General features: G+C 68.2%; 22 protein-coding genes. 6 read left to right on the forward strand and 16 right to left on the reverse strand.

Annotation, left to right across the window (positions count from 1 at the left end; translation table 11 throughout):
- Positions 1 to 4 precede the first annotated feature (4 nt).
- The gene (locus tag ACFQ9R_RS14890) at positions 5 to 1,195 is read right to left on the reverse strand and encodes an AI-2E family transporter (RefSeq protein ID WP_378991086.1); all 1,191 of its coding nucleotides are present in this window, start codon (positions 1,193 to 1,195) and stop codon (positions 5 to 7) included.
- 51 nt (positions 1,196 to 1,246) lie between these two features.
- On the reverse strand, positions 1,247 to 2,299 hold the full coding sequence (locus tag ACFQ9R_RS14895) for an NAD(P)-dependent alcohol dehydrogenase (RefSeq protein WP_378991088.1): 1,053 nt from the start codon (positions 2,297 to 2,299) through the stop codon (positions 1,247 to 1,249).
- A gap of 119 nt (positions 2,300 to 2,418) precedes the next feature.
- Between ACFQ9R_RS14895 and ACFQ9R_RS14900 the strand changes: the two genes are divergently transcribed.
- Positions 2,419 to 3,489 carry a S1C family serine protease gene (locus tag ACFQ9R_RS14900; protein ID WP_378991089.1) on the forward strand — a complete coding sequence of 357 codons (1,071 nt, stop codon included), beginning with the start codon at positions 2,419 to 2,421 and terminating at the stop codon, positions 3,487 to 3,489.
- Positions 3,490 to 3,511: 22 nt separating this feature from the next.
- Here ACFQ9R_RS14900 and ACFQ9R_RS14905 read toward each other — a convergent pair whose 3' ends face one another.
- Complete coding sequence (locus ACFQ9R_RS14905) at positions 3,512 to 4,795, reverse strand: hypothetical protein (protein WP_378991091.1); 1,284 nt, start codon at positions 4,793 to 4,795, stop codon at positions 3,512 to 3,514.
- A 97-nt stretch (positions 4,796 to 4,892) separates the two neighbouring features.
- Between ACFQ9R_RS14905 and ACFQ9R_RS14910 the strand changes: the two genes are divergently transcribed.
- Positions 4,893 to 5,432, forward strand: coding sequence for a TetR/AcrR family transcriptional regulator (locus ACFQ9R_RS14910; protein WP_378991093.1), 540 nt, complete (start codon positions 4,893 to 4,895; stop codon positions 5,430 to 5,432).
- Positions 5,433 to 5,568: 136 nt separating this feature from the next.
- Complete coding sequence (locus ACFQ9R_RS14915; RefSeq protein ID WP_378991094.1) at positions 5,569 to 6,903, forward strand: DUF1254 domain-containing protein; 1,335 nt, start codon at positions 5,569 to 5,571, stop codon at positions 6,901 to 6,903.
- A gap of 59 nt (positions 6,904 to 6,962) precedes the next feature.
- Here ACFQ9R_RS14915 and ACFQ9R_RS14920 read toward each other — a convergent pair whose 3' ends face one another.
- From ACFQ9R_RS14920 to aceA, 5 genes are all read right to left on the reverse strand, one after another.
- The gene (locus ACFQ9R_RS14920; RefSeq protein ID WP_378991096.1) at positions 6,963 to 7,538 is read right to left on the reverse strand and encodes a TetR/AcrR family transcriptional regulator; all 576 of its coding nucleotides are present in this window, start codon (positions 7,536 to 7,538) and stop codon (positions 6,963 to 6,965) included.
- Positions 7,538 to 7,957 (reverse strand): VOC family protein, encoded by a 420-nt coding sequence (locus ACFQ9R_RS14925; protein ID WP_378991098.1) that lies wholly within the window; start codon positions 7,955 to 7,957, stop codon positions 7,538 to 7,540. The genes ACFQ9R_RS14920 and ACFQ9R_RS14925 overlap by 1 nt, the downstream gene beginning before the upstream one ends.
- A gap of 109 nt (positions 7,958 to 8,066) precedes the next feature.
- Positions 8,067 to 10,391 carry a 5-methyltetrahydropteroyltriglutamate--homocysteine S-methyltransferase gene (metE, locus tag ACFQ9R_RS14930; protein ID WP_378991100.1) on the reverse strand — a complete coding sequence of 775 codons (2,325 nt, stop codon included), beginning with the start codon at positions 10,389 to 10,391 and terminating at the stop codon, positions 8,067 to 8,069.
- Positions 10,392 to 10,741: 350 nt separating this feature from the next.
- A complete protein-coding gene (locus ACFQ9R_RS14935) occupies positions 10,742 to 11,614 on the reverse strand; it encodes a 3-hydroxybutyryl-CoA dehydrogenase (RefSeq protein WP_358186489.1) in 873 nt (290 codons plus the stop codon).
- A 163-nt stretch (positions 11,615 to 11,777) separates the two neighbouring features.
- Positions 11,778 to 13,067, reverse strand: coding sequence for an isocitrate lyase (gene aceA / locus ACFQ9R_RS14940; RefSeq protein ID WP_067450000.1), 1,290 nt, complete (start codon positions 13,065 to 13,067; stop codon positions 11,778 to 11,780).
- A gap of 496 nt (positions 13,068 to 13,563) precedes the next feature.
- On the opposite strand from aceA, the gene ACFQ9R_RS14945 reads away from it, so the two are divergent.
- Together ACFQ9R_RS14945 and ACFQ9R_RS14950 are read left to right on the forward strand one after the other, a co-directional pair.
- Positions 13,564 to 14,706: a lipase family protein gene (locus ACFQ9R_RS14945; RefSeq protein ID WP_378991102.1), complete on the forward strand. Its 1,143-nt coding sequence runs from the start codon at positions 13,564 to 13,566 to the stop codon at positions 14,704 to 14,706.
- Positions 14,707 to 14,783: 77 nt separating this feature from the next.
- A complete protein-coding gene (locus tag ACFQ9R_RS14950) occupies positions 14,784 to 15,071 on the forward strand; it encodes a hypothetical protein (RefSeq protein ID WP_378991104.1) in 288 nt (95 codons plus the stop codon).
- A 46-nt stretch (positions 15,072 to 15,117) separates the two neighbouring features.
- Here the strand turns inward: ACFQ9R_RS14950 and puuE are convergent, their stop codons facing one another.
- Genes puuE through ACFQ9R_RS14975 form a run of 5 tightly spaced genes read right to left on the reverse strand, consistent with a single transcriptional unit; the run spans position 15,118 to position 22,562 of the window.
- Positions 15,118 to 16,065, reverse strand: a complete 948-nt coding sequence (gene puuE, locus ACFQ9R_RS14955) for an allantoinase PuuE (protein WP_378991242.1) — start codon at positions 16,063 to 16,065, stop codon at positions 15,118 to 15,120.
- Positions 16,066 to 16,088: 23 nt separating this feature from the next.
- The gene (gene alc, locus ACFQ9R_RS14960; RefSeq protein WP_378991105.1) at positions 16,089 to 17,063 is read right to left on the reverse strand and encodes an allantoicase; all 975 of its coding nucleotides are present in this window, start codon (positions 17,061 to 17,063) and stop codon (positions 16,089 to 16,091) included.
- 59 nt (positions 17,064 to 17,122) lie between these two features.
- Complete coding sequence (locus ACFQ9R_RS14965) at positions 17,123 to 18,346, reverse strand: DUF6986 family protein (RefSeq protein ID WP_378991107.1); 1,224 nt, start codon at positions 18,344 to 18,346, stop codon at positions 17,123 to 17,125.
- On the reverse strand, positions 18,343 to 21,618 hold the full coding sequence (locus ACFQ9R_RS14970; RefSeq protein WP_378991108.1) for a molybdopterin-dependent oxidoreductase: 3,276 nt from the start codon (positions 21,616 to 21,618) through the stop codon (positions 18,343 to 18,345). The genes ACFQ9R_RS14965 and ACFQ9R_RS14970 overlap by 4 nt, the downstream gene beginning before the upstream one ends.
- Positions 21,615 to 22,562: an NADP-dependent oxidoreductase gene (locus ACFQ9R_RS14975; RefSeq protein ID WP_378991110.1), complete on the reverse strand. Its 948-nt coding sequence runs from the start codon at positions 22,560 to 22,562 to the stop codon at positions 21,615 to 21,617. The genes ACFQ9R_RS14970 and ACFQ9R_RS14975 overlap by 4 nt, the downstream gene beginning before the upstream one ends.
- A gap of 101 nt (positions 22,563 to 22,663) precedes the next feature.
- Between ACFQ9R_RS14975 and ACFQ9R_RS14980 the strand changes: the two genes are divergently transcribed.
- Entirely contained in the window at positions 22,664 to 23,062 is a 399-nt protein-coding gene (locus tag ACFQ9R_RS14980; protein WP_378991112.1) for a winged helix-turn-helix transcriptional regulator, read from the forward strand.
- 2 nt (positions 23,063 to 23,064) lie between these two features.
- Here ACFQ9R_RS14980 and ACFQ9R_RS14985 read toward each other — a convergent pair whose 3' ends face one another.
- The 3 genes from ACFQ9R_RS14985 to pucL form a co-directional block, all read right to left on the reverse strand.
- Positions 23,065 to 23,910, reverse strand: a complete 846-nt coding sequence (locus ACFQ9R_RS14985; protein ID WP_378991244.1) for an FAD binding domain-containing protein — start codon at positions 23,908 to 23,910, stop codon at positions 23,065 to 23,067.
- A gap of 259 nt (positions 23,911 to 24,169) precedes the next feature.
- Positions 24,170 to 25,540 carry an 8-oxoguanine deaminase gene (locus ACFQ9R_RS14990; protein ID WP_378991113.1) on the reverse strand — a complete coding sequence of 457 codons (1,371 nt, stop codon included), beginning with the start codon at positions 25,538 to 25,540 and terminating at the stop codon, positions 24,170 to 24,172.
- Positions 25,528 to 26,433: a factor-independent urate hydroxylase gene (pucL, locus tag ACFQ9R_RS14995; protein ID WP_378991114.1), complete on the reverse strand. Its 906-nt coding sequence runs from the start codon at positions 26,431 to 26,433 to the stop codon at positions 25,528 to 25,530. The genes ACFQ9R_RS14990 and pucL overlap by 13 nt, the downstream gene beginning before the upstream one ends.
- Position 26,434: the final 1 nt, after the last annotated feature.

Here is a 26,434-nt window from a genome sequence, read left to right on the forward strand (position 1 = left end):
CTGCCTATTCGTCGGTGGATGCGGCTTCGGTGTCGGCTTTCTTGCGCTTCTTCTTCTTGGCCGGTGGCGCGTCGGCCTCTTCGGTGACTTCGTAGCGCCGCACGTAGGCACCCGCGAAACCTTGCAGCGTGGCGGTGACGGGGATGGCGAGCAGGGCGCCGGTCGGACCGAGTAACGCGGCGCCCGCGATCACCGCCCCGAAGGCCACCGCCGGATGCATGTCCAGGGTGGTCGCGGTGATGCGCGGCTGCAGAACATAGTTCTCGAACTGCTGATAGGCGATGATGAACAGCAGAATCCACAGCGCCGTGATCGGGTCGTGTACCAACGCCACCAGTACCGGTAGCGCGCCGGCCATATAGGTGCCGACGGTCGGAATGAACTGGGAGACAACGCCGACCCACAATGCCAGGGCGAACGCCGACGGCACATCGAGCACCCGCAACGCGACGTAGTGCGCGATCGCCGAGCACAGGGCCAGCAGTGCGCGCGAATAGATGTAGCCCCCGGTCTTCTCGACCGCGATGTCCCAGGCTCGCAGCACATGCTTCTGCTGTTTCGGCGGCAGCAGCGAACACACCCAGGTGCGGAAACGCGGTCCGTCGGCGGCGAAGTAGAACGTGAACAGCAGCACGCCGAGCAGCTGGAACAGCGCGCCGATCGCGACAGTGCCGATGCCCCAGACGTTTCCGGCCAGACCGACCAGGTACTTCTCGATCGTGGAACTCCACTCCGAGGCGTACTTGGTCAGGTCGTCGCCCGAAATATCCTGATGGAAGGTCGAATTGACCCAGTCGACCAGATCCTGGACGTAGTCCGGGGCGTTGGTCACCAGCATGGTCACCTGATTGACCAGCAGCGCGCCCAGCGTCCACACGAACGCGACGATCACCACCAGCACCACCAGGAACACCGCGCCGGTGCCCGCCCCGCGCCGAACACCGCGCGCGGCAAGCCAATTCACCGCGGGTTCGATCGCGAACGCCAAAAAGATCGACACCAGCAGCACCGTGAGCAGGCCCTGCATCTTGCCGAGCACCCAGAACGCCGCGATCAACCCGGCGACCGCGAGCACGGCGTACAGCAGTGCCCGCGGCAGCCAGCGCGGCGGCGTACGCACCGACCAGAAGGCGGGCAGGGCGCTCACGTCGACGGACTGCGCGGCGGGTTCAGCGGATTCGTCCTGGGCAACCACGAATGTCACGGTACCCAGGACGTGCGCCGACAGCCTGTCGGCGCGCTCGCCTCACACGGTGGCTGTGTCGATCACGAACCGGTACTGCACATCGCTGGCGACCACGCGGTCGTACGCGGAGTCGATCTCGTCGGCGGAGATCAGTTCGATCTCCGCGCCGATGCCGTGCGAGGCACAGAAATTCAGCATCTCCTGGGTCTGCGCGACGCCACCGATCATCGAACCGGCCAGCGACCGGCGGAAACCGGCGAGGTTGCGCCCGGTGACACTCATCGGGTGCTCCGGCAGGCCGAGGATGACGAGCGTGCCGTCGAGGGCGAGCAGGCGCAGGTAGCTGTCGATGGGCAGGTCGGCCGACACCGTGTTGATGATCAGGTCGAACTGGCCGCGCAGCTGACGGAAGGTTTCCTTGTCGCTGGTGGCGTAGTAGTGGTGAGCGCCCATACGCAGGCCGTCGTCACGCTTGCGCAGCGACTGGCTGAGCACCGTCACCTCCGCGCCCAGCGCCGCGGCGATCTTCACGCCGACGTGCCCGAGCCCGCCCATCCCGATGATCGCGACCTTCTTACCCGGTCCCGCGTTCCAGTGCTTCAGCGGTGAGAACAGCGTGATGCCCGCGCACAGCAGCGGCGCGGCGACATCGAGGCCGATGCCCTCGGGAATCGCGACGACGAAGCTCTCGTCGACCACGATCTGAGTGGAGTAGCCGCCCATCGTGTAGCCGCCGGGCTGCGCGGACTCGGGCACCCTCGAGTTGTAGGTCCAGGTGGGGCCGTTGGTGCAGTACTGCTCCTCACCCGCCAGGCACGGCACGCACTTGCCGCACGAGTTCACCAGGCAGCCGACGCCGACCCGATCGCCCACCTGGTACTTGTGCACCGACGAGCCGACGGCGGCGACGATGCCCGCGATCTCGTGACCGGGCACGCACGGATACTGCGCGCCACCCCACTCGTCACGCGCGGTGTGGATATCGGAATGGCAGATACCGGCGTATTTGATATCGATCAGCACATCGTCGGGACCGACTTCGCGACGTTCGATCGTGACCTTCTCGAAGGCCCCGTCGGGAGAGGGCTTGGCGTAGGCGGCAGCGGTGCTCATGGCTACATGCCTACAGCCGCATGCGTGTCTTTGCCAACCCACCGCGTCCGTATCGAGACCAGCGGACGCCGAAAACGGGTCACAATGGACTGGTCGGCTCGCGAGAGAGGACATGTGCTGTGAAGCGTGTCGGACGAGTGCTGGTGACGATGATGGCGGCGCTGCTCGGGGTGTGCGCGTTCCTCGGGTATCGCGGGGAGATCGCCGTGGTCGAGCCGGAGTTCGTGGCGCAGGCACAGGCGCCCGTGCTGGTGCCGCTGGATCCCGCGCTGGTCGCCGGGCAGGTGGGATCGGCGCTGGTCAATATCGATGTCGACGCGGCCGGTTTGGGGATCGGAGCGGCCGGGTCGGGGATCGTGCTCACCCCCGACGGGCAGATCCTCACCAGCCATCACGTGATCAAAGGCGCCGAGGCGCTGACCGTCACCGATATCGCCAACGGTCTCGTCTACGAGGCCACCGTCCTGGGCTACGACTCCGGCGCCGATATCGCGCTGCTGTCGCTGGGCGGGGCCACGGACCTGCCGACCGCGCGCCTCGGCACCTCGGCTGATCTGCGGATCAGCCAGGACGTGCTGGCGATCGGTGATGCGGGTGGCGACGGCGGCGAGCCGACGGCGGTCGCCGGTCCGATCACCGATCTGGACGCCACGATCGTCGCCATGAACTCCGCCGACCTCACTCGCAAGGCATTGAACGGGATGGTGGAGGTCGCCGCACCGGTGATGGGCGGGCAGTCCGGCGGCGCGCTGGCCGACGCGTCCGGTGCGGTGGTCGGGGTGATCACGGCGGCGTCGGGCGAGGATTCCCGAGCCAAGGGCAAACCGGCCAACGGCTACGCGGTCCCCATCGACACCGCCCTGCGGATCGTGGCGCAGATCCGTTCGGGCACGCCCACCGACACCGTCCACATCGGCCCGACCGCCACCCTCGGCGTGCAGGTGATCGATGCCAGACCGGCAGGTGCCCAGGTGAGCTGGGCGTTCTACGGCCAACCCGCTCGCGAAGCCGGGATCAACATCGGCGACGTGATCACCGCGGTCGACGGCACCTCGATCACCACCGCCAAGGCACTGAGCGCGGCCATCAACACCCGCAAGCCCGCTGACTCCATCCGGCTCGAGGTGACCTCCCCCCACGGCACCACCCGAATCGTCGACGTAGTCCTGGCCTACGGAACACCCAACTGACCCGTGGCCGCTGAGAACGACGTCACTCGAGCGTGTGCAGCAGTTCGATGAGGGTGAGGCGGAGCTTTTCCATCTGGGGGCGGCTGTAGAGGGTGGTGTCGTATTCGAGTTGGAGGGTGAGGCGGCCCGCGATGGTGAAGGCGGTGAGTTTCGGGGGCATGGCGGGACCCATGGCGTAGATGTCGTCGCGGACGAACGCGATGTGGCCGGGGATCGCATGGGGTCGGACGCGGCCGATGTTGGAGAGCGCGAAGGTCGGCGGCGCGGTGAGGAGGGCGGCGGTGACGTCGTCGTTCACGAGCTGGGTGGCGAGCGGGAAGAGCGCGGGTTCGCGACGGTCCAGGCCGGCGCGCAGGCCGGTGTCGACCGAACGAGCGAGTTCGAGCTGAGTGGTCTCGCCGGTCGCCAAGACCAGCGTGCCCCCGCCTGAGGCGTAGTTGACGATCGTGTCGACGGGCACCGGCGGGTCGAATTCCGCGCGGACGTCGGCCGCGTAGCCACAGAACAGCGGCACGCTGCCCGATTCGGGGAACCGGGTTCTGACGGCCGCCAGCACCGCACCGGTGAGCACGCTGTTCACCGAAAGACCGTGGGAGCGCGCCGCTGCCACCAGTTCGGCGGTCTCCTCGGCGGTCAGTTCGATGCGCTGCATCGCGAATCGGCCGAGCCGGTCGGCGCCGGTGCCGTCGCGGGGCAGTGTTCGAGGCGCGTCCTCGGGGTTCATCGTCGCCGCGCCCGCCCTGACCTCGGCCAACCACGCTTCAGCCGCCGCGAACGAAACCACGTCGGCCAAGCGGGTATCCATGGCCTCGGGCATCGACTGATCCGAATCCACTTCCGGTACAGACTTATCCGCCACGTGCGCCGTGTAGTGCCGCCACAGCTGTCCGAGCAGCGCGAATCCTGATCTGCCATCGGAGATTCCGTGATGGATGACCAACACGATCTGCTGACGCAGGCCCGCACGCAGCAGGTATGCGCGGAACAGCCCATCGCTCCAGTCCCGCGGGCCGTTGACCAGCGCCAGATATTCGGCCTCCCCACCTTCGACAAGGTCCAGCCGAGGCCGGAACGCGTCGTCGCGGACGAAATAGCCCACACCGTCCTCGGTCACCACCCGGCTGCGCAGCAGCGGATGCGCCGCGGCGAGCTCGTCGAGCACCGTGCGCAGGATCGCGGGGTCCAGCTCGCCGTGCACGGTGGTGCCGAGGAACAGCGGCATCCCGCCGGTCGGGACGCTGCCGATGGTCGTGCCGGTGCCGAAGTAGCTGGATTCGAACGGGGAGATACGTCGCCGAGAGGTCATGGTCGAGAACATACATCTGTTTCATACACTTGTCACTGACGTTTGTTTGAAACTGATGTCACAAACAGATGTATGCGCGACTTGCTATCGTGCGCGAGTGGGAACGCGCGAAGATCTCCTGGAAGCCGCCAAGCAATGCCTGGCCGAACGCGGCTATGCCCGCACCACCGTGCGCGACATCGTCGCCGCCTCCGGCACCAACCTCGCGGCCATCAACTACCACTTCGGCACCCGCGACAAGCTGCTCCAACAGGCGATGCTGGAATCCAGCGCGACCGCGGTGACGCAGATCCTCGACGCGCTACCCGCCGACGACCCGACCGATCCCACCGCCCGCCTCGAAGCGTTCTGGCACAGCCTGATCACCTCGTTCGTCGAGAATGCGCCACTGTGGCACGCCAACGCCGAAAGCCTGAACCAGGCACTGCACTCCCCCGAACTGCGCGCCGAACTCGCCGACGCGCAGGGACGAGCCCGCCGCGGCCTGACCGATGCCTTCGGCGACGGCGACAGCAATGTCGGCGCGATCCTGCAGACGATGATCGGCGGCCTGCTCCTGCAATGGCTGATCGACCCGGACAACGCCCCCTCCGCGGCCGAGCTCACGGCGGGTGCCCGCGCCATGATCCGCGCCTGACGCGCTCCACCACCGAACCGGCACGCGACGATCTCACCCGGTCCGGGCGATGTGCGCCGGTCGCGCATCAGCGGATGCTGGTGTCGCGCGGTCCGACGACGGTCGCGCGACGTGGACGCCAGGACGAGGAGCGCACATGCCGGATCAGAACGTCCCCGCATTGACCGCACAGGCCTATCTGTACGGATTCCCCCTGGTCTTCAACCTCGATTCGATCGAGCGATTGCTCCGCGAGGGCATCGGCGGCATCCCCGCGACGCCGTTCAACGACTTCTCCCATGCCCGCACCCTCGCCGACGCCTCGGCGACCTTCGTCTCGGTCAACAACGACACCGTGTATTCGATCGCCCTGATCGACCTTTCAGTCGGTCCGATAACCTTCCACGTGCCTGATGCCGGCGATCGGTACTACGTCATGCAGTTCATCGACGCCTGGACCGACAACTTCGCCTACGTCGGCACCCGGGCCACCGGAAACCGCGCGGGTGACTACCTCCTCGTACCACCGGGATGGACCGGTACCGCCCCTGACGACACGACGGTCATCCATTTCCCCACCGTTGTCGGCGTGATCGCCGGTCGATGGGCCTGCGCCGGCGCGGACGACCTCCCCGCCGTGCACGCCCTGCAGGACGCGCTGACCTTGACACCCGCCGACCGCGGCGCACAGCCGACGGGACTTCCGTCACCGGATCCGACGGTCGCCCCGGACCTGATGTTCCTCGAGAAGGTCCGTGTCTGGTCGCAGGCCTTTCCGCACGCGAAGCGCGATCTCGCGCTCCAGGAATCGTTCGCGCCGATCGGCCTGACGACAGCGGGCGCCTCGCCGTATGCGTCCCTCGACCCTGATCGAGCATCCGCGCTGCGCGCCGGATTGGGTGAGGGCCAGGAAGAGCTGAGCAACGCGACGAAGGGCGGGGCAGGCGCCGGGGAGAACGGCTGGCAGTCGACACTGCACCTCTTCGACTACAACATCGACTTCTTCGAGGTCGGCACGCTCGACGACGAGAACTTCAAGATCACCGACCCCGAACAGCGCATCATCGCGCGCGCCGTAGCCGCCAAGGCCGGACTCTGGGGCAACCACGCCTACGAGGCCGCCTACGCGATGATCTACACCGACAGCACCGGCGGGCAGTTGACCGGCGCGAACACCTACACCCTGCGCCTGGACCCCACCCCGCCGGTGAGCGCCTTCTGGTCGGTCACCATGTACTCGACCCCGGACTTCTACCTCTGCGCCAACCCGATCGACCGCTACTCGATCGGCGACCGCACCTCCGGCCTCGTCTACGACGACAACGGCGCCCTCACGATCACCATCAGCCACGCCGAGCCCACCGACCCCAAGGCCCGCGCCAACTGGCTCCCCGCCCCGGAAGGCGACTTCCGCCCCTGCCTGCGCATGTACGAGCCCCAGCCACCGGTCCTCGACCAGACCTACGTCCTCCCCCCGATCACCAGAACCTGACCCCAGGCACAGCCCGACCTCATCGAAGGGTTCGAGTATCAGGCGAGGTGCTGGCGCCCTCAGCTATCGAGCGGGCGCACCAGGCGCAGGACGGCGTTCACCGAGGCATCGACGAGTGCGTCGTCCAACGGCAGATGACCGAAGAGTGCGCGGAAGTAGATCGTCGCCGCGACCGTGTCGAGGACGAAGTCGAGATCTATGTCCGGATCGACCTCGCCGCGCCCCATCGCCGAGCGCAGGGCGTTCGCGGTGGTTTCCCTGCGTGGCTCGAAGACCGTGGACAGGAAGTGCGCGCGCAGTTCAGGGTCGTTCGTCAGGTCCGCCACCAGCGCGGGCAGCACCCGATCGAGCGGGGTGTCGCGCAGCGCGGCGACGAGGCCGCGCAGGGCCGCGGTGAGATCCGCGCGCAGATCGCCGGTGTCGTCCGTCGGCCGGACACCGAGCAGATCGGCGACCACCGCGACGACCAGATGCCGCTTGGACGGCCAGCGCCGGTAGATCGCCGGGCGATGGATGCCCGACCTGGTCGCCACCGCACCGATCGACAGTTCGGCGTAGCCGTTGTCGTCGAGCAGCTGCCGGGTGGCGGCCAGCACCGCGACATCGATCCGGTCCTCGCGCGCGCGTCCAGGCATCAGAAGACCGGCCGTGGCACGAGCATGACGATCCACCCATCCGGATCGGGAAATGCCATACCGCCGTTGGCCGCCCAGTACGGATTCTCCACGGGCACCGGCTCGACCCCGAACTCACCGAGCCGCTCCACCACGTCGAACATCGGCGCCGCACCGTCGAAATAGAGCACCAGCAGGTTCTCCGCGCTGGGCGCCGTACCCGGGCTGCCGTCGACATGACTCGTGAACTCGAGGTGGTAATCGGCGCCGGGCAAACCGACCATTACCCCGTCGTATCCGGCATGGTTCTCGAACCGGTACAGCTCGCGCAGCCCGAGCCCGTCGACATAGAAGCGCACCACCTCGTCGAGCCGATCCGTCGGGCGCGCGATCCGAACCTGCGCTACACGTAAGGAATCCGGCCAGGTCATCACAGTCATACCACAACGGTACAGTACGTACCGTAATAAAACCCGGTGCTGGGCGTAGGGACCATCCGGCAACAAAAAGGCGCACCGAAACCCGGTGCGCCCTTTTTGCTTTGTTCGCTTACTCCTCGGTCGCGGCAGCCTCCTGCGCGGCCAACGCGCGGCGGCGGACCCGGCGAGCCGCGGCCACCATGTTGCGCAACGACGGCTCCAGCTGCCAGTAATGGCGGGTCTTGAGGCCGCCGTCGGGGTTGGCCCACAACCGTTGCGGGGTCACGGCATTCGCGGCCTGGGTGAGCAGCTCGTCGAACTCGTCGATATCGGGGATGCGGGCCGAGCGGCTCTCGTACACACCGGGGCCGACGCCGTGGGTGAGGCCGTGGCCCGAGGACAGGTCCTCGGTGAGCGCCTCGATGACCCATTCGATCGAGCGGGTCGCCACGATGGCGGTGACGTCGGCGTCGAGCTGATCGATCGCGTCGACCACCTCGGTGCGGCCGGAATAGCCGATGTGGGTGTGGATCTGGGTGTCGGAACGCACGCCGGAGGTGGCCAGCTTGAACGCGCCGACCGCCCAGCGCAGGTACTCCTCACGACCGTGCGGGCGGGCGGGGAGCAGCTCACGGATGGCGGGTTCGTCGACCTGGATGATCGCGATCCCGGCCTTCTCCAGGTCGACCACTTCGTCGCGGATGGCGAGCGCCACCTGGTCGGCCGTCTCGTAGAGCGGCTGATCCTGGCGGACGAACGACCGCGCCAGCATCGTGACCGGCCCGGTGACCATGCCCTTCACCGGCTTGTCGGTCAGCGACTGCGCGTAGGTGGTCCACTCCACCGACATCGGTGCGGGCCGTGCCACATCGCCGTAGACGATCGGCGGTCGCACACAGCGCGAGCCGTACACCTGCACCCAGCCGAAGCGGGTGGTGGCGAAACCGTCGAGCTGCTCGGCGAAGAACTGGATCATGTCGTTGCGTTCGTGCTCACCGTGCACGAACACGTCGAGGCCGATGTCTTCCTGGAGCCGGATCGTGGCCTCGATCTCGGCCTCGACCTGCTTGCGGTAGTCGTCGTCGGACAGCCGGCCCGAGGCCACCTCGTGGCGGGCCTGGCGCAGCTTGCCGCTCTGCGGGAACGAACCGAGCGTGGTGGCGGGCACCAACGGCAGGTTCAACCGCTCCTGTTGCGCGGCCGCGCGCTCGTCGTAGGGCGCGCGTTCGCGCATCTCGGGCGTCACGGCGTACACCCGCTGGCGCACCGCGTGCTTCTGCTTGAAGTGCACCTCGGTCGGCCGCTTGCGCCAGTTCTCCGACGGGCCCTCGGTGAGCGCCTTGGCGAGTGAGACGACCTCGCCCACCTTCTGTTTCGCGAAGGCGAGCCGGTCGGCGACGTTGCCTTCGATGTCGTACTCGGCGAGCACGTCGTAGGGCACGTGCAGCAGCGTGGTGCCGGTCGACACCACCAGATCCGGGCACACCTCGGCGATCGCGTTGAGGTAGCTCAGCGTGACGAAACGGTCGGCCCGCCACACGTTCTGACCACTGATGACACCCGCGTAGATCCGCTTGCGCCGGATCCCCGGGATCGCCGCCAGTTCCTCCGGCTGCATCCGGTAGGAGGCCAGATCGAGTCCGATGGCCTCGACATTGCTCGCGGCCAGAATCCGCAGCGCCTCGCCGAAGTCGCCGTACTGCCCGGTGACCAGGATGCGCGGACGCAGCGGCGCCTTCGCCAGCTGGTTGTAGGCCTTCTCGAACGCGGCGAGCTCGGCGGGAGTGCGCTCGCCGGTGAAGCAGGGCTCGTCGAGCTGCACGCAGGTCGACCCGCGCTTGGCGAGGATCTCGAACAGCTCTTCGTAGAACGGCAGCAGCTGATCGAGCAGGCTCAACGTGTCGAACTCGGCCTCGCCCGGCACATGCCCGGCCTTCGACAGCAGCAGCAACGACACCGGTCCGAGGACCACCGGACGCAGCTCGATCCCGCGGGCGGCAGCCCGGTCCCACTCGTCGAGCAGGGCCTGCGGATGCAGCGAGAACGTGGTGTCGGCGTCGAGTTCGGGCTGGCGGTAGTGGTAGTTGGTGCCGAAGAAACGCACCAGCTCGAGCGGCGGGGTGTCCGGGTTGCCGCGCGCCATCAGGAAGTAGAAGTCGAGCGGGTCGAGCCCGGCCTCGAACTCCTTGAAACGCGAGGGCACAGCGCCGAACAGCAGCGCGTTGTCGAGGATGTGATCGTAGAAGGAGAAGGTGTTGCCCGGCACCTGCGTGAGTCCGGTCGCGGCCAGTTCGTTGAACTGACGCTCCTGGATATCGCGTCCTACCGTGAGCAGTTCCTCGCGTTCGAGCGATCCGCGCCAGTACGACTCGAGCGCACGCTTGAGCTCTCGGTGCGGACCGATCCTCGGGTATCCGAGAACGCTCGACCCGAATCCATCGGTGACGTTGACCATGACCGCCGATACTCCCTTTCGATCACACGCTGCGCTCGAGACATAGCACCGGGCAAGCAAGCACGTCCGGCAACAGCAGCTTAAGCCGCAAGAACGCCCCCGCGCCGCTCCCCCCGCAAACCCCGAGCACCTGAGCGCCTTTTGTAAGTCTCTCTAGGGGCCCGCCCTGATCTGGACTGACCGAAGGGTGCGACGAAGGAGTACCCGTAGGGAGGGAAGATCAGGGGCCCGAAGGGCCCCGCCCGAACGCGCCAGCGCTCCAATGAACACAGCCACCAAACGACCCCGAGCGGGTAAACCTGATGCGTCCCTACCGAACAGCCCGAATCCGGGCTGTTCGGACGAGTCCCCTATTTGCCGTACTGGTAGAACCCGGCTCCGGTCTTCTTACCGAGCAGGCCGGCCTCCACCATGCGCATCAGCAGCGGCGGGGCGGAGTACAGCGGCTCCTTGAACTCCGAGTACATCGAGTCCGCGATGGACTTCACGGTGTCGAGGCCGACGAGGTCGGTCAGCGCCAGCGGCCCCATCGGGTGGGCACAGCCGAGCACCATCGCCTTGTCGACGTCGTCCTTGGTGGCGAAGCCCGACTCGACCATCCGGATGGCCGAGAGCAGGTACGGCACCAGCAGCGCGTTGACGACGAAACCGGAGCGGTCCGCCGAGCGCACGATCTGCTTGCCGAGGATCTCGGCGGCGAACTGCTCGGCGCGCTTGGCGACCGGCTCGCTGGTCTTGAGCGTGGTGACCAGCTCGACCAGCGGCAGCACCGGCACCGGGTTGAAGAAGTGCAGACCGACCACGCGCTCGGGGTTCGCGGTGGCGACGGCGATCTTCATGATCGGGATCGAGGAGGTGTTGGAGGCGAGCACGGCGTCGGGGTCGGTGACGACCTTGTCCAGCTCGCTGAAGATGGCCGTCTTGACCTCTTCGTTCTCGACAACGGCCTCGACCACCAGCTGACGGTCGGCGAAGTCGCTGAGATCGGAGGTGAAGCGCAGCCGCCATGCGGCCTGCTCACGCTCGCGCTCGGTGATCTTGCCGCTGCTCACGCCACGGTCCAGCGAACGCAGGATCCGGGCACGGCCCGCGGCGGCGAGTTCACGGGTGGTCTCGTAGACGAGGACGTCGACGTGCGCGCGTGCGCACACCTCCGCGATGCCCGCGCCCATCTGTCCGGCGCCGATGATGCCAACGCGCTGAATCTTCTCGCTGCTGCTCACGTCCCGCTCCTGCTGTGTGTCTGGCTGTGGGGTGGCTGGGGAGGTCATAGCGACCAAAGTATAGGGATGCCCTCCCTCACCGAGGGCTGATCGGCGAGGGAGGGCGTACACCCCTACCGGAGTAGAGGGAAGGCGTTGCCGGTCAAAGCAACTCCGAGGGGGATCAGTGGAACTGGCCCTCTTCGGTGGAGCCCTTCAGGGCGGCGGTCGACGTGTTGGGGTCGACGGTGGTGGCGATGGTGTCGAAGTAGCCGGCACCGACCTCACGCTGGTGCTTGATGGCGGTGAAGCCACGCTCGGCAGCGGCCTTGAACTCGCGCTCCTGCAGGTCGACGAACGCGGTCATGCCCTCGCGGGCGTAGCCGTGCGCCAGGTCGAACATGCCGTAGTTGAGCGAGTGGAAGCCCGCCAGGGTGATGAACTGGAACTTGAAGCCCATCGCGCCGAGCTCACGCTGGAACTTCGCGATGGTCGCGTCGTCCAGGTGCGCCTTCCAGTTGAACGAAGGCGAGCAGTTGTAGGCCAGCAGCTGGTCCGGGAACTCGCTGCGAACCGACTCGGCGAACTTGCGCGCGACCTCGAGATCCGGGATACCGGTCTCCATCCAGATGAGGTCGGCGAAGGGGGCGTAGGCCTTGGCACGCGCGATGCAGGGCTCGATGCCGTTCTTCACACCGAAGAAGCCCTCGGCGGTACGGGTGCCGTCCAGGAACTCACGGTCGCGCTCGTCCACATCGGAGGTGATGAGGGTGGCGGCCTCGGCGTCGGTGCGGGCGATGATCACCGACGGCACGTCGGCGACGTCGGCGGCCAGACGCGCGGAGGTCAGGGTGCGGATGTGCTGCTGGGTGGGGATCAGCACCTTGCCACCGAGGTGGCCGCACTTCTTCTCCGAAGCCAGCTGGTCTTCCCAGTGGACACCGGCGGCACCGGCCACGATCATGGCCTTCTGCAGCTCGTAGGCGTTCAGGGCGCCACCGAAGCCGGCCTCGGCGTCGGCCACGATCGGGGCCAGCCAGTTCTTGACCGACTCGTCGCCCTCGACCTTGGAGATCTCGTCGGCGCGCGACAGGGCGTTGTTGATGCGACGCACGACCGCGGGAACCGAGTTCGCCGGGTACAGCGACTGGTCCGGGTAGGTGTGGCCGGACAGGTTGGCGTCACCGGCGACCTGCCAACCGGACAGGTAGATGGCCTTCAGGCCGGCGCGAACCTGCTGCACGGCCTGGTTGCCGGTGAGGGCGCCCAGCGAGTTGATGTAGTCCTCGTTGTTCACGAGGTCCCACAGGATCTCCGAACCGCGACGGGCGAGGGTGTGCTCCTCGACGACGTTGCCCTGCAGCTTGGAAACCTGCTCGGCGGAGTAGGTGCGGGTCAGGCCCTTCCAACGCGGGTTGGTGTCCCAATCCTGCTGGATTTCCGCTGCGGTCTTCGGGGTGCCGGGGAGAGACATCTCTTGACTCCACTTCCTCGTGTGGTCGGTGCTCCACGCAGTCGGCGTGCGAATCAACCGGTGGCTGAACGCTTTCGGTTGCACATCTCGTACTGCTGGAGCAATTTGCAGGCTTGCTAGGACTTACTAGGGCCCAAGGGGTGTACTTCCAAACAATGGCACACCCAGAAATAGCCGTCTACCTGTTGGTTGTGTGAATCTCAGCTAGTTTTGCCGACGCGTTTGCTAACTTTGCGAAATTAGCGGGCCGATTGCAAGGACCCCGCCTACCAGCGAGTAGCGCTGACCTGGAGTTTTAGCATAACGCTCGTACTGTTACCGATCATCAGGTGGGCACGCGCCGACACTCCCGAGCGTGGCAGTCTGTGAGTCGTTTCACACACCACGCCGGACACGAATGATGTGCGTGTCGTCACTCGATTCGGTCACGACGCGGGTATCGATCCCATCGCCCCCGGAAGTGGACACTCATCCGCCGAGGCGAAAGAGTGGGCCCATGAGGATTCCGAGGATCGCGGCGGCAACGCTGACCGCGTTGGCGGCGGCGCTGAGCCTGTCGCCGGTGGCTAGCGCGCAACCGACCGAGGCGGCAGGCACCGTCGTCGGCGTCGAGTCACTGTCCCCCGCGGCCACCCTGCCCGGATCGGCCCGCGCCGAGCGCCTGCTCTACCGCTCGACCACCGCGGGCGACCAGCCGACCACCACCAGCGCGGCCGTGTACTTCCCCGCGGGCGAAGCCCCGCAGGGCGGCTGGCCGGTGATCGCGTGGGCACACGGCACCGTCGGACTCGGCGACGACTGCGCCTACAGCGTGGCCGGGCCCGCCGCGGTCGAGCGGGACCGGGCCTACCTCGGCACCTGGTTGAAGCAGGGCTACGCGATCGTGGCCGCCGACTACGCGGGCCTGGGCGGACCCGGCGAACATCCCTATCTGAACGGCATCGCCGAAGCGCACAACGTGGTCGACGGGGTCAAGGCCGCGACCGAGCAGTACGCGTCCCTGTCGAACAAGTGGGCCGTGGTCGGCCAGTCCCAGGGCGCCGGCGCCGCGGTGTTCACCGCTCGCTACGCCACCGAATTCGGCGGCACCGGCCTGGACTACCGCGGCGCGGTCGGCACCGGCGTGCCCGCCTACATCGAGGACGTCATCGGGCTCATCGGCCCCGGCGTGCCCCCGATCGCCCTGAGCTCGCACCTCACCGCGTACGTCCTCTACATCCTCAGCGGCCTGCGCACCACCTACCCCGACCTGGATATCGACGGCCTGCTCACCGACACCGGCCGCGCCTGGCTCGCCCGCGCCCAAACCGGCTGCATCGGCCCACTGGGCGACGAGCTGGCCGCCGCGAAGCCCTCGGTCGGCAGCATGTTCGCCCGCCCGCTGTCGTCGATCCCCGACGTCCACGGCCTGCTCGCGCGCTACATGGGCCTGCCCGAATCCGGCTTCGACCGCCCCCTCTTCCTGGGCCAGGGCCTGCGGGACACCGACGTGGTCACCCCTGAAACCCTCCGCTACGCCGCGGTCCTCCAAGCCAACGGCCAGCCCGTCACCTTCCACACCTATCCCACCGACCACGACGGCACCGTCAACGCCTCCCTGGTCGATTCCCTCCCCTTCGTCAGCGCGTTGTTCGACTGACGACGAGCACGACAACGGCCCCGCGCTACGCCGAGTAGCTTGGGGCCGTTGCTGTTTCGATACGTAGAGTCGAACGGGTGAGAATGATTCGATCCGCCGCCCTGGCCGCTTTCGTGCTGCTGCTCGCACCGGCTTTCGCGCACGCCGACCCGCCGCCGATCTTCACCCCGGAAGAGCAGTGCGAGACCACGCGCACCCTGGTCGACAACGTCCGCGCCGCGAAACCGGATGCGACGCCGGAGGAGATCGCGGACACGTTCGTCAACTACATGGACTCCATGGGCGCCTACAACCGCGTTCCGCAGGCCAAGGAATCCGATCGCCAGATCACGCTGAGCAATATCGAACGCTGCGGTCTGGCCTAGACACCGAGCCGACGTCGGCCCCCTTGCACGGGGTCGACGTTCGGCGTCAGTTGCCCAGGAGAGGGACGCCCGCCGGATGCACCTTGCGCCAGTGCTCGGCGATGTCGATGCGGCGGGTTATCCACACCCGGTCGTGGGATTGGACGTGGTCGAGGAAGCGTTCCAAGGCGGCGGTGCGGGCGGGACGGCCCGCGATACGGCAGTGCAGGCCCACGGAGAGCATCTTCGGGGTGTCCTCGGCCCCTTCGCGGTAGAGGACGTCGAAGGCGTCGCGCAGGTGGGCGTAGAACTCCTCGCCGTTGGCGAAGCCCGCCGGGGAGGCGAAGCGCATGTCGTTGGTGTCGAGGGTGTACGGAACCACCAGGTGGCTCTGGCCGCGCACCTCGGTCCAGTAGGGCAGGTCGTCGGCGTAGGAGTCGGAGTCGTAGACGAAACCGCCCTGTTCGACGACCAATTCGCGGGTGTTCGGGGAGTCGCGGCCGGTGTACCAGCCGAGCGGGGCGGAGCCGGTGAGCTCGGTGAGGATGCGGATCGCCTCGGCCATGTCGGCGCGTTCGATATCGCGATCGATCAGCTGATAGGACTTCCATTGCAAGCCGTGGCAGGCGATTTCGTGGCCCAGTTCGGAAAAGGCCGCCACCGCTTCGGGATTGCGCTGCATGGCTCGCGCCACCGCGAAGACGGTGAGCGGCAGGTCGCGCCGTTCGAAGGCGCGCAGCACCCGCCACAACCCGGCGCGCGAACCGTATTCGTAGAGCGATTCCATGCTCATGTGCCGGTTCGGGAAGGCATCGGCGGGCGTCATCTCGGAGAGGAAGGTCTCCGAATGCGGCGAACCGTCGAGGACGTTGTTCTCCCCGCCCTCTTCATAATTCAGCACGAACTGCACGGCGATCTGCGCGTCGTCGGGCCATTGCGGGTCGGGCGGATTCGGCCCGTACCCGACGAAATCGCGAACATCGCGCCCACCCGTCGCCCGGCCACCACCGCCCATGGAATCGCCGCGCGATACTGCGCTCATCCGAGCTCCCCGTAGAGGCGCAGCCGTGCGAGGCCGCCGTCGGGATAGATGTCGAGGCGTACCTCCACGACGGAGGCGGCTGCGGGCTGTAGCACGAACCGGTGGCGGGTATCGGGCAGCAGGTCGGTGCGCGACAAGAGCTCGACTTCGGTTCCGTCACTGGTGAATCCGGTGAGCGAGGCCGCGCCGGGGCTGTTGCCGAGGAAGCAGGAGGTGTCGATCTCGGCCAGCCGGATCACCCCCGGTCCCGCGAGTTGGATTCGCACCCAGTCGTTTCCGTCGTCGCGGCGGCGTGCCGTCTCCCAGCCGTCGCCCATTTCCCTGGCCAGGCCGGGGTAGAGCAGCTGGTTGGGCGAGCTGTAGAACCGGTTGGAGCAGTCGAGCACGACGGCGCCGTTCTCCAGCGCGGCGAGATCGAGTGGGCCGAGGCCGAGCAGCGCAGGATCGGGGCGGCCTTCGCCGTGCACGCGCAGGCGGGCGACGCCGCCGTCCGGATGCATGGTGAGTTTCACATGGGTCCAGCGGTTCTCGCTGTCGATGGCGAAGGGGTTGCGGCTGTCACCACCGACCTTCACGCGGTCGAGCAGGGTCACCCAGTCGGTGCGGGCCGCGATCTGCTCGGCAGGCGGGTAGCCCTCGATCGCCAGCGCCGACAGCGATACCTCGGGCGGGAAGTTGCCCTTGAACCAGGCGGTGTCGACCACGACGCCACGGATCACGCCGGGCACGCCGAGGCGCACGACGGCCGAATCGTCGCCGGGCTTGCCGCGGTGCCTGCGGGTCTCCCAGCCGTCGTAGACCTGGCCCTTGTGGCCGAACGTCGCCGGCTGGTACTCCGACGGACCCGGGCTGACCAGGTTCTCCTTCTCCGCGAAGAATTCGTCGTTCGCCCAGATCACGGAACCGCCGAGGGTGCGGACGGCCAGATCAGGGAGCAGGGTGAAATCGTCGCTGCCGGTGAATCGGCTCACGGGTGCCTCCTGGGGTCGGGTGCCATATTACTGGTATACCGCTATTTGCGCCGGGCTCATCACGTCGCGCGCACCCGTCGAGCGGCGAGATCGAGCAGAACCTCGCCGGTCAGACCCGGCGCATCGGCGAGCAGTTCGGCCTCGGTGAACGCACCGGCACGCAGGCCGCGCAGCACGGTGCTCGCCAAGGCTTCGGCGGTCGCGGGCTCGTCCATCACACCCCCGCCACGCCGGTCCAGGTAGGCGATCAGGCGCGGCACCGCCACCTCGCGCGCGCCGCGGAAGAAGTCGTAGGTGGCGAGCCAGCGGGTGATCAGGTGGCCGGGGTGCATGTCCCAGCCCTGGTAGTAGCCGCGGCGCAAGGCCCGCTCGACCAGGCGGTGGTGGTTGGCCATGGCGCCTTCGGGATCGACGTCGGGGACGATCTGGGTGGAGCCGTCACAGATCCACACCCCCGTCTGCGCGGCGGCGACCTGCATCACCGACTTGGCGTAGTCGGCGGCGGGATGGTCGAGGGCCTGATCGGTGGCCGCGATGCCGCAGGCGGCGGTGTAGTCGTAGGTACCGAAATGCAGTGCGCTACAGCGGCCGTCGGCCAGGTGGATCATCTTGACGATGGGTGCGGTGCCGTCGGGGGCGACAATCGCCTGCGGGCTCTCGATCTGGAGCTCGAAACGCAGCGACCGTTCGGGCAGGCCGTGGCCGCGCTCGAGTCCGGTGCACAGATCGACGATCGCCGACACCTGTTCCGCGGCGCGGATCTTGGGCACCGTGAACACGAATCCGGGCAGTGCGCCGCCCGCCCCGTCGAGGACGAGTTCGAGAGTGCGCAACGCGCGCCGACGTTCGTTCGCGGCCAGACCTTTCGTCCGAACACCGAACGAGACCGGTGCGCCGGGCTTGTCGACCCATGCCGCCAGCGCCTCGCCCGCCGCCTTCGCCGCCGCGTCCTCCTCGTCATCGGCCCGGAACCCGTAACCGTCCTCGAAGTCGATGCGCATGTCCTGCACCGGCCGGTCCGTGAGTCGACGGCGCACGGCCGGGAGCGAACCGGTGACATCGAGACCGACGAGGAAGTCGGCGTGGCGATGCAGTAGCTCCAAGGCGGTGGCGCCCCACTCGGCGGGGGTCTGCGCGGTGGCGCGGTCGGCCGGCACGTAGGCGGTGTGCACGGGTTGGACCCGGTCACCGGCTCCTGGGTAGCGCACGCGCAGTTCGGCGTCGACGGAGTCGAGCACCGAGTCGATGCGGGCTCGAATATGTTCGGGCAGGCGAGTATTCACCCGGCGGTTCCTTCCTTGACGGCCCGCCACACACGATCGGCGGTCATCGGTAATCGGTAAGGGCGGACACCGACGGCGTCGCGGATCGCGTTCGCCAGGGCGGGGGCCACCGGGTTGTAGGGGGACTCACTCATCGATTTGGCACCCAGCGGGCCCAGTTCGTCACTGGTTTCGGCGAAATACACCTCGGTGCGGGGCAGATCGGCGAACTGCGGAACGTGATAGTGGCGCAGCGTCCGCGTGGTCACCACGCCGGACTCGGATCGCATGTCCTCGTAGAGCGCGGTCCCGATCGCCTGGGCGACGCCGCCTTCCACCTGCCCACACAGCTGCACGGGGTTCAGCACCGTGCCCGCGTCGGCGACCTGGACCGACTGCAATATCTGTACCGCGCCGGTCGAGGGCTGGACCGCCACCCGGAACGCGTGGACATTGAAGCTCACCGAGCGCGGGGTGCCCGCGTGGGTGCCGTGGGCGACGAGCTCGCCGTCGGCGAGCAGTTGCGCCGCGGTGATCAGTTCGTCGCCGCAGCGCACGCCGCTCGCTTCGAGCAGACAGTCGCGTTCGGGGTGACCGCTCACCTTCGCCGCCCTCGCCAACATCATCGCGTGCAGTTCGAGCGCCGCCGCGTAGGAGGCTTTGCCCGCGACCATGGTGCCGGTGGAGCCGAACGCGCCGGTATCGTGGCCGACCACGTCGGTGTCGGACTGACAGATCACGATTCGCTCGGCGGCGGTGGCCAGCGCCGTTGCCGCGAGCTGGGCGTGGACGGTGGTGGTGCCGTTGCCGAATTCCGCGGTGCCGACCCCGATTTCGTAGCGGCCGTCGGGCAGCAGGCTCGCCGTGGCATCGGCATGATGTCCGCGCGGGGGCACGGTCGCGATCATCGCCACCGCCATGCCCTCGCCCACCTGCCAATCCGGTCCGGGCGCGGCGACACCGTTGCCGCGCAGGAGCGCCCGCTGGGCGGTGTCGAGGCACTGGTCGAGGCCGTAACTACCGAAGGTCAGGTCGGACTCGTCGATTTCGGCGGCGGTGAACCGATCGCCCGGGATCACCACATTGCGACGGCGGAATTCGAAGGGGTCGATGCCGAGTTCGCGGGCCAGTTCGTCGATCGCCGACTCGACACCGAAGATCACCTGGCCGAGTCCGTAGCCACGGAACGCGCCAGAGGGAACGTTGTTGGTGTACACAGCTTGTGCGTCGACCCGCTTGTTCGGGCAGCGGTAGACGGCCACCGATTCGCCGACGGAATGGAACATCACGCCGGCGCTGTGGTTGCCGTACGCGCCCGCGTCGGCGAGTACGTCCACCGAGAGCGCGGTCAGGATGCCCGCCGCGTCGGCGGCCGCGGTGACCGCGACCCGCATCGGATGACGGCACGTGGCCGAGGTGAATTCGTCGGTCCGAGTGAACTCGTATTGCACGGGATGCCCGGTGCGGAGCACGGCCAGGGCGATCAGGTCCTCGGCCAGCATCTCCTGCTTGGCCCCGAAGCCGCCGCCGACGCGAGTCGCGAACACCCGCACGCGGTCTCGACCCAGCCCGAACAGGTGGCACAGTTCGTCGCGGACCAGGAACGGCACCTGGGTGCTCGAGCGAACGACGAGCCTGCCCGTGTCGTCGAGCCAGCCGATCCCGCCATGGGTCTCCAGGTGCACGTGCTGCACGCGCGGCGAATTCCACACGCCGCTCACCACTTTCGCGGCCTGCTCGATACCGGCTTCGAAATCACCGACACCACCGTGGATCTCGGCGATCAGATTGCGCTGCGCGTCGGCGATCCGTGCCGAGTCCGGCTTGTCGGCATGCAGCACCGGCGCGCCATCGGCCAACGCTGCCTCGGGCTCGAAGACCGCGGGCAGCACCTCGTACTCCACGTGCAGCGCTCGCACCCCCGCACGTGCGGCGTCCAGGGTCTCCCCCACCACCGCGGCTACCCGCTGCCCCACGAACCGGACCGTGCTGTCGAGCACGAAGGTGTCGTCCGGATCGTCCTCGCGCAGTTCGTGGCGAGCCGTGGAGAACGCGGTTCGCGGTCCATCCACATGTGTCAACACCACACGCACACCCGCAACAGCCCGCGCCGCGGCCACGTCGATGGACACGATCCGCGCATGCGCGTGCGGACTGGTCAGCACGGCCAGATGCCACGGGGCCACCGGCGGCATCCGCTCCCCCGCCCCCGGCACCACATCCATCGTGAACGCTTCCGCACCCCGCACGATCCGCGCCCCAGCGGGCGCCCCCACACCGTCTCCGATCTGCCCCGCCCGATACTTCCGCCGCATCACCCCACCGACCCGCGCCTGCGCCCCCACCACGGCAGACACCCCGACCCGCGGCCCCTCCGCCGCCGACACCGTGGTGACCTCACCAGCCAATCGGCCCGGGTGACCGTGTGTCACATACGACTCGACAGCAGGGCCCGCCGCATCGAACGACTCACCGGATCGCGCCACCTCATCGCTTCCCGGCCGAACATCTCCTCCACCGATCGAATGAGCGGACCGACCGTCATCGCTACGCACCGCGGGGGCCGGGTACGCGTCGGGCGAAGCTTCAGCGGGGGATGATTCCGCGCCCGCCTGCTTCCCGACTTCTTCGGCAACGCTGCGCGTGCCTGACGAACTATCGTCGAATCGGTCAGCAGTCGCCTCACCGAGCCCGGACGTCTCTTCCGCGACATGGGTCCGCGTCGAGGCGTTCGCCGCACGATGCCCCTTCCCCGTGCACAGTGGGCCGGATTCCTCCGCGCGGTGCGGCGCCGAGTCGGCCTCGCCAGTTGTACACAGTGATGCACAGGGTGCGGCCAAGGCATCGGCGATGGCGCGATAGCCCGTGCAGCGGCACAGGTTTCCCTTCAGCAGCTCGGCGCGTTCGGCGTCGGTGACTGCCTGAGCAGGCAAGTTGTCCACAGCTGTGTCGGGGCGGGCGGCGGCCAGACCCGATGCTGTCACCACCATTCCCGCAGTGCAGAAACCACATTGGAAAGCGGCGTTCTCGACGAAGCCGCGCTGCACCGGGTTCGGGGTATCCGCGTCGCCGAGGCCCGCGGCGGTCGTCACCGCGCGGTCGGCGGCGCGGTGGGCCGGGATCAGGCAGGAGTGGACGGGTTCGCCGTCGAGCAGCACCGAGCAGGCTCCGCAGTCGCCGGAGTCACAGCCCTTCTTGACCGCGAGCTCGCCGTGCTCGCGGAGCACCGTGCGCAGGCACTGGCCGGGCCGCGCGGTCACTTCGACCGCGCGGCCGTCGATATCGAGCCTCATGAACCACCTCCGTGTTCCGTGGTCAGCACGAGGCGGCCGCGCAGGCCACCTCGGGCCAGTCGGGTGTGCGCATCGGCGGCTTGCTCGAGCGGCAGGGTGCCGGCCACGCGCAGGGCGAGGTCGTAGCCGACGAGCGTGGCCAGGGCTGCGCCGTCGGCGCTGATCCAGGCGTGGTGAACGCGAATGCCGCGCAACGGAACCGGGCCGGCGCCACCGACGACGGTGACGAACGACCCCCGGTTGCGCACTGCGGCAAGCGCTCCGGCGCCCAGGCCCGCCGTGTCCAGGACGGCATCGACACCACCGGGCACCAGCGCGCGGACCGCCTCGGCCAGGTCCGGCGTCTCACGCGGCACTACCCACTCCGCACCGAGCCCGCGCACGAAGCCGGCGTCCTCGGCGCCGACCTGCGCGATCACCCTGAGTCCACGCCACCGCGCGGCGATCTCGACCGCGAAACCGCCCACCGCACCGGCCGCGCCGGTCACCAGCACACTGTCGCCTTCGGCGAGATCGAGCAGATCGAGCGCCTGAAAAGCGGTGAGCCCGTTCAGCGGGAGCGTCGCGGCCTCCGCCGCCGAGCGGCCGACGGGAGCCGCTGCCACCGCCGACGCGTCGAGCACGAGGTAGTCCGCGTAGCTGCCCAGCGACCGGTCGAGCAGATCACGAAGCCCGATCACGGGCTGTCCCACCGCGAAACCGGGCACCCCGGCGCCGACCTCGTCGATCTCGCCCGCCACGTCCCAGCCGATCCCGGTCACCGGTCGCGGCGCCATCAGACCGGCTTCGACCAGCGCACCCGCCCTGGTCACCGCGTCGACCGGGTTCACCGCGGCCGCCGACACCCGGATCCGCACCTGACCTGGCCCCGGCGCGGGCACCGGCACCTCGACGAGTTCGAGTGCTTCCGGTCCGCCGAAGGTATGGACGACAACTGCGCGCATGATGATCTCTCTCTTCCGTAGGTACTGACCGAACCTAGGGAGAGCTACTCTCTATCGGGAAGTACGCACTGCGAAGTGCCTACCGCACGCGAGGGAGAGCGATGAGTACGCGGACCGCCGCCGAGCGCCGCGCCGAGGCGGGCGCGGCCTACAACGCCTACGTGGCCGAATGCCCGGCGCGTCAGCTGCTGGACCGGATCGGCGACAAGTGGGTGAGTCTGGCGATCAACGCGCTGGCCGACGGTTCGCTGCGCTACAGCGAACTGAACCAGCGGCTGGCGGGGGTGAGCCAGAAGATGCTCACCCAGACCCTGCGCAATCTCGAACGCGACGGCCTGGTCACCCGCACCGTGCTGCCCGAGGTGCCGGTTCGCGTCGAGTACCGGCTCACTCCGCTCGGCGAGGACTTGCTGCCGGTGATGCGCACCATCAAGGGCTGGGCCGAGCAGCACATGGATCGGGTGCTCACCGCCCGCGCCGCCTACGACGCCACGCGCTGAACTCACGACGCCTCCCGCAGTTCGGCGGCCACCTCTGCGGCCAGCAGCCCGGTCACGTGCTCGCGCCAGTCCGGCGCACCGTGTGGATCGTCGAACCACACGTCGGGATCGATCTCGGCCAGCGCGTAATTCAGCTCGGATGGCGAAGGGACGGAATCGAAGTCGAGAACGATCGGGCGAACGGTCGCCGCCGTGACGGTGATCGCGCACCGGCCGTCGGCCGCACGCCTGCCCATCACCACCGACCCGGAACGCCCGAGCGGAGCCAAGGCCACCTTGCGAAAGCTGGTGCGCGCCACCAGGCTCGAGGTGGGAACGACGAACGAGCGCACGACAGCGCCCGAGCCCAGCAGGTTCTCCCCCGGTCCGGTGACGAAGTCGCGCAGGGAGATTCGTCGCTCGCCACCGCCGCGCGGCCAGATCACCGCGGTCGCGTCCAAGGCGACGAGCGCGCCGAGCACCGCGCCTGCGGGCAGTGACAGACACACGTTCCCGCCGACCGTCGCCGTACGCCAGATCTTGTGCGAGGCCAGCAGCGCCCGGCAGGACTGCGCGAACAGCGCCGTACCCGGCCACTCCGGTCGCATGGTCGAGGTGCCGAGTTCCCGGCCGGGACGGGCACCGGCGAACTCCGCCAGCGTGCACGTCGCGGCGATCTCCAGCCCCGGTGCGGACTCGGTCAGCGGCGCCCAGCCCAGGGTGGTGATGTCGACGAGCGTATCGAGATGATCGTGCGGTTCGGAGAACAGGAAAGTACCGCCCGCCAGCACCGCGCTGCCCGCTCCGACCTGCGCCAGATCGGCGCGTTCGCGGGCGAGAACAATCTCGGAAACAGTGTCCAGATCCACGTTCACCTCGCTAACCTCACCGGCCACAGTAGGGGCCGGGAGTTGCCACGATGTTGCACGAAACCCGCGCCAGATTGCGCCGCGGTTAACCCGGTGTACGCCATCCAGTGTGCGCCGATCCAGGCAAAACCGCAGATCAGCACGCCGACGACGAGCATGGCTGTCGGCCCGACATCCGAGCTCACGTGCCGACCGGCGCGCGGATGACGTCACGGCCCGCCCCCGCCGCGCGTGATCACACGCCGGGGTCCGAGCGTGATCACGCACCGGCCAGCAGCGTGGCCTGGGCCTGGGCCACCTCGGCACCCACCGACGCCTCGTCCACCGTCAGCACGACATCGTCGCGAACGACCTCACGCCCGTTCACCAGCAGTGCGGCCAGCGGCGGCGCCGAGCCGAGGATCAGCGCGACGACCGGGTCCTCGATACCGGCGTGAGCGGGCGTATCCAGCCGCCACAGCGCCAGATCCGCCAGCTTGCCCGGCTCGATGGATCCGATCTCGTCCGCCCGCCCGAGTACCCGCGCACCACCCATCGTCGCCAGCTCCAGCGCCGTGCGCACCGTCATCGCCCGCGGACCGCCGACCGCCCGCGCGTACAGCAGCGCGTTGCGCGGTTCCTCGATCATCGAACTGGACTCGTTGCTGGCCGCACCGTCGACTCCGAGGCCGACGGGCACACCGGCCGCCACCAGGTCGGCGGTCCGTGCGATCCCCGCGCCCAACCGGCCGTTGGAGGTCGGGCAGTGCGCGATCCCGGTCCCGGTGCGCGCCATCGCCGCGATCGCCGGATCGTCGAGGTGCACGGCGTGCGCGTACCAGACATCGTCGCCGAGCCAGCCCAGCTGCTCCATGTACTCGGCGGGCGTGCACCCGAACTTCTCCTGGCAGAAGTCCTGCTCGTCGAGAGTTTCGGCGAGGTGCGTGTGCAGCCGGACGCCCGCGGAACGAGCCAGCGCCGCGGACTCGCGCAGGAGATCGGCGGTCACCGAGAACGGCGAGCAGGGTGCCAGCGCTATCCGCACCATCGCGTCGAACGACGGGTCGTGCCAGTCTTCGATGGCCGCCGCACTCGCGGCGAGGATGTCGTCGATCGACTCCACCACGGAGTCCGGCGGCAGCCCGCCCTTGCTCTGCCCGAGATCCATCGACCCACGCGCCGGGTGGAAGCGCAGCCCCACCTCGACCGCCGCGCCGATCTCGGCGGCGAGTAGGTCACCGCCGCCGCGCGGGAACACGTAGTGGTGATCCGACGACGTCGTGCACCCACTGCGCGCCAGCGAGACCAGCGCGCCGGTGGCCGCCGTCCGCACCGACTTCTCATCGATCCGCGCCCACACCGGATACAGCGTGGTCAGCCACTCGAACAGCGTGTTGTCGGCGGCCAGCCCACGGGTGATCCATTGGTACAGGTGGTGGTGGGTGTTGACCAGACCGGGCGTGAGCACGCAGCCGCGCCCGTCGATCCGCGCGACCTCCGGCCCGAACTCGGGCGGTGCACCCGCGCCCACAGCGTCGATCTTGTTGCCGCGCACCGTGACCCAGCCGTCGCGGTATTCGGTGCCGGTCGCGTCGACGGCGATCACCGCACAGCCGTGAATCAGCAGATCGGGCGCGCTCACGGCTGCCACGCGATCCCCGCATCGGGCGCGTCCGCTCGCGCCAGGGTGGCGTGGATCGAGCCGTAGGGCCGGTCGGCCGCCCAGAAGACCTCACCCTTGTTCTCGATCTCGAACCGCGCGAGGTCGTAGTCGAAGTGGTGTTTGTTCGGCGCCGACAACCGGATCTCGGCCAGCACCGGAAAGCGTTCCAGCGCGGCCGTTCCCATCGCGTACAGCGTCTGCTGCAACGCCTTGGAGTACGTGGTGGCGAAGAGCTCGAGCAGCGTGGCGCGGATCCCGGCGTACACCTCGTCCCAATCGAATCCGCTGGTCTCGGCGAACCGCCACTGGACCACCAGCGAACTGGCCAGCACGCGATCGTGGGTCGGCGCGAGCGTCGTGTACTCGTCGGTGAGGAAGTCGGCGAACTCCGATCCGGTCGACTTGAGCAACACCAGGTCCTTGATCCCGCCGATCACCCACCGCTGCTGCTGCGCGCCCTTGCCCGCCACGGTCACCGCGGCCGTGCGCACCTCGGGGCCCTGACGCACCCAGGTGTGATCGTGTTCGGCACCGTCGACCGAAACCCGCTGCCAGCCATAGGAGTCCACGTCGATACGCGCACTCGACACTGGATCGACCGAGTCCACGAAATGCTTGCCCAGTGCGATCGCGTAGTCCTCGATGGTGCCGAGACCGGGCTTCTTCGAATACACGAAGGCCATGTGCTTCTGGGTGTCGGTGGGCAGTACGTGACGCTGGTCACCATCGGTGTATGCCGCCTCGAAATCACCGCGCAGGGTGGTCGAGACGTTCACGTCGCGAATCTCGTGGCGCGCGTTCTCTTTGTAGAAACGCACAACCCGATTCTCGGCTTTGCCATATCGATTGTCGGTCAACACGATCGGACCGGTCAGTGCCATC

The sequence above is a fragment of the Nocardia sp. NPDC056541 genome, from assembly GCF_042794235.1.
Taxonomy (GTDB): Bacteria; Actinomycetota; Actinomycetes; order Mycobacteriales; family Mycobacteriaceae; genus Nocardia.

What these genes read in the sequence shown, in the direction of transcription:
- ACFQ9R_RS14895 (WP_378991088.1), bottom strand. Translation starts at nt 2,299, where the DNA reads ATGAGCACCGCTGCCGCCTACGCCAAGCCCTCTCCCGACGGGGCCTTC.
- ACFQ9R_RS14905 (WP_378991091.1), bottom strand. Translation starts at nt 4,795, where the DNA reads ATGACCTCTCGGCGACGTATCTCCCCGTTCGAATCCAGCTACTTCGGC.
- ACFQ9R_RS14915 (WP_378991094.1), top strand. Translation starts at nt 5,569, where the DNA reads ATGCCGGATCAGAACGTCCCCGCATTGACCGCACAGGCCTATCTGTAC.
- ACFQ9R_RS14920 (WP_378991096.1), bottom strand. Translation starts at nt 7,538, where the DNA reads ATGCCTGGACGCGCGCGCGAGGACCGGATCGATGTCGCGGTGCTGGCC.
- ACFQ9R_RS14925 (WP_378991098.1), bottom strand. Translation starts at nt 7,957, where the DNA reads ATGACTGTGATGACCTGGCCGGATTCCTTACGTGTAGCGCAGGTTCGG.
- metE (WP_378991100.1), bottom strand. Translation starts at nt 10,391, where the DNA reads ATGGTCAACGTCACCGATGGATTCGGGTCGAGCGTTCTCGGATACCCG.
- aceA (WP_067450000.1), bottom strand. Translation starts at nt 13,067, where the DNA reads ATGTCTCTCCCCGGCACCCCGAAGACCGCAGCGGAAATCCAGCAGGAT.
- ACFQ9R_RS14945 (WP_378991102.1), top strand. Translation starts at nt 13,564, where the DNA reads ATGAGGATTCCGAGGATCGCGGCGGCAACGCTGACCGCGTTGGCGGCG.
- puuE (WP_378991242.1), bottom strand. Translation starts at nt 16,065, where the DNA reads ATGGGCGGTGGTGGCCGGGCGACGGGTGGGCGCGATGTTCGCGATTTC.
- ACFQ9R_RS14970 (WP_378991108.1), bottom strand. Translation starts at nt 21,618, where the DNA reads ATGAGGCTCGATATCGACGGCCGCGCGGTCGAAGTGACCGCGCGGCCC.
- ACFQ9R_RS14975 (WP_378991110.1), bottom strand. Translation starts at nt 22,562, where the DNA reads ATGCGCGCAGTTGTCGTCCATACCTTCGGCGGACCGGAAGCACTCGAA.
- ACFQ9R_RS14980 (WP_378991112.1), top strand. Translation starts at nt 22,664, where the DNA reads ATGAGTACGCGGACCGCCGCCGAGCGCCGCGCCGAGGCGGGCGCGGCC.
- pucL (WP_378991114.1), bottom strand. Translation starts at nt 26,433, where the DNA reads ATGGCACTGACCGGTCCGATCGTGTTGACCGACAATCGATATGGCAAA.